Source organism: Rhodovulum sp., from assembly GCF_011048875.1.
In the GTDB taxonomy this organism is placed as follows: Bacteria; Pseudomonadota; Alphaproteobacteria; order Rhodobacterales; family Rhodobacteraceae; genus Rhodovulum; species Rhodovulum tesquicola.
This window is the reverse complement of sequence record NZ_DSDD01000045.1, coordinates 1-1922: the sequence shown is the minus strand read 5'-3', so window position 1 is coordinate 1922 and position 1922 is coordinate 1. Positions and strand designations below refer to the sequence as shown.

The window sequence follows — 1922 nt, the reverse complement described above, 5'->3', positions numbered from 1 at the left end:
CCAGCGCTCGACCATTGCCCGCGCGCCGGGTTGCAGCCGCACCGCGTCCGAGGACAGAAGGTCCGCCACGATTTCCAGGTCGTCGGGCCGCCCGACCGACAGAAGCCGCGTGCCGATGGTGACGGGCCGTTCCGAAATCACGTCGATTTCCAGCACCATGCCGTCGATGGGGGCGTGAATCTGCACGCAGCATTCACCCGCCGGTGCGCCCGGTCCGTCCACCGCGGGCGCGATCAGCGCGGCGCGGGCGCGTTCCAGCGCGCCATCCGCCATGGCCAGCCCCGAGGCGGCGGCATCGCGGGCCGCCCGCGCGATGGCAAGCTGCTGGGTCGCGTCCTCGAGCCGGGTAAAGGTGGCCACGCCGCGTTCGACCAGCGTCTGCGCCCGCTCGAACTGCGTTTCGGCATAGTTCAGTCAGATCCTCGTCGGCCTTCCGCAGCCCGCTTTCGGCCTGTGCGCGCGCGGCCTGCGCCTCGCGCACGGCGGCTTCGGCCTGCATGCGCGAGCGGCTGTCCAGCAGGCTGGGCGCGGTCGGCTCGACGATGGCGACCACGGTTTCGCCGCGGACCACCCGCTCGCCCACCTCGACGGGCGAGCGCAGCGCGGTGCCGGTCAGGGGCGCGGCAACCTCGTAGATGTCGCGGATGCGGGTCTTGCCGTCGGCATTCACGGTGACCTGCATCGGCCCGCTTGTGACGATGTGCAGATCGACCGGCACGGGTTTTGTGCGGAAGGCGGTATAGATCAGCCCGCCCGCCAGCGCTGCGCCAAGCCCGATCAGGATGATGTTGCGTGCCGGAACCTTCATGCCTCACTCCCGCGTCTTCATCACCGCCACAAGATCCAGATTGTCCAGCCGCCGCCGCACCACCAGCACCGCGACGATGCAGGCGACCAGCACCACAAGGCTGGCTTGCGCGAAGGTCGCGGGTTTCAGCACCAGCGGGATCGCGTAGAGATCCGAGGTGAAGCCCTCGGTCATCGACCAGGCGATGGCCCAGCCCGGCACCCATCCCAGCGGCTGCGCGGCAAGCGCCAGCACCAGCGTTTCGCCCATCAGGATCGCCGAAACCTCGCCCCGGCTGAAGCCCGGGATGCGCAGGCTGGCCAGTTCCCGCGCGCGTTCGGACAATTGCACGCGCGCGCCGTTATAGGCCACGCCCACGGTGATCAGGATGGCGATGGTCGCGTAGATCGTCGTCATTATGACCACGTTCTCGGCAATGGTGTTCTCGAAGGCCCGGCGGCTTTCGGTCAGCATGATGGTGCCCGCCAGCCCCGGCATCTCCTTCAGCCGCGCATGCAGCGCGTCCTCGTGCTCCTCGTCGATCAGCAGGCTTGCGGTCGAAACCCGTGGCGCCTGCCGGAACAGGGTGTTGACCGTGTCGAAATCCATATAGGCGCCAAGGCCGAAATACTGCGTCACCAGCCCCGCGACCGGCAGTTGGAACGTCTCGCGCCGGTTGGTCAGGAATTCCACCTCGATCACGTCGCCGGGCTGGGCGTTCAGTTGCGCGGCCAGCCGGTCGGCCAGCAGGATCGTGCCGGGCGGCGGCGCGACCACGCGGCCCGTGCCGTCGATCACGCGCGACAGATCGCTTTCGGGGGGCCGGGCCTCGATGGCGACCTGCTTGGTCCGGGGGCCGTGACGCAGTTCCGCTGCAAGGTAAAGTTGGCCCTCGACCACCAGAACGCGGGGCAGGCGGCGGACTTCCTCGAGCACGGAAACCGGCCGATCCTCGGCGAACAGCAGCATCATGTCCTGCCGGTTCGACTGGGAAAAGGCGACGTCCAGGATCTCGTCCAGCGCGTCGTCGGTGAAGGTGGCGGCGACCATCACCGCGACCGCCAGCGCAAGGCCCAGCGTGGTCAGCCCCGCCCGCACCGGCCAGCGCATTGGCCGCCGAAATCGCATAGGCGTT

At 68.9% G+C, this 1922-nt stretch carries 3 protein-coding genes; all 3 read right to left on the bottom strand.

What is annotated here, in order from left to right; genetic code table 11:
• Positions 1–186, bottom strand: a 186-nt coding sequence (locus tag ENN83_RS01615; RefSeq protein WP_287183301.1) for an HlyD family secretion protein, incomplete at its 3' end; no start/stop codon positions are given.
• Between the two features lie 7 nt (positions 187–193).
• The gene (locus tag ENN83_RS01610) at positions 194–808 is read right to left on the bottom strand and encodes a hypothetical protein (protein ID WP_287183299.1); all 615 of its coding nucleotides are present in this window, start codon (positions 806–808) and stop codon (positions 194–196) included.
• Between the two features lie 3 nt (positions 809–811).
• Positions 812–1897, bottom strand: a complete 1086-nt coding sequence (locus ENN83_RS01605; RefSeq protein ID WP_287183298.1) for an ABC transporter permease — start codon at positions 1895–1897, stop codon at positions 812–814.
• Positions 1898–1922: the final 25 nt, after the last annotated feature.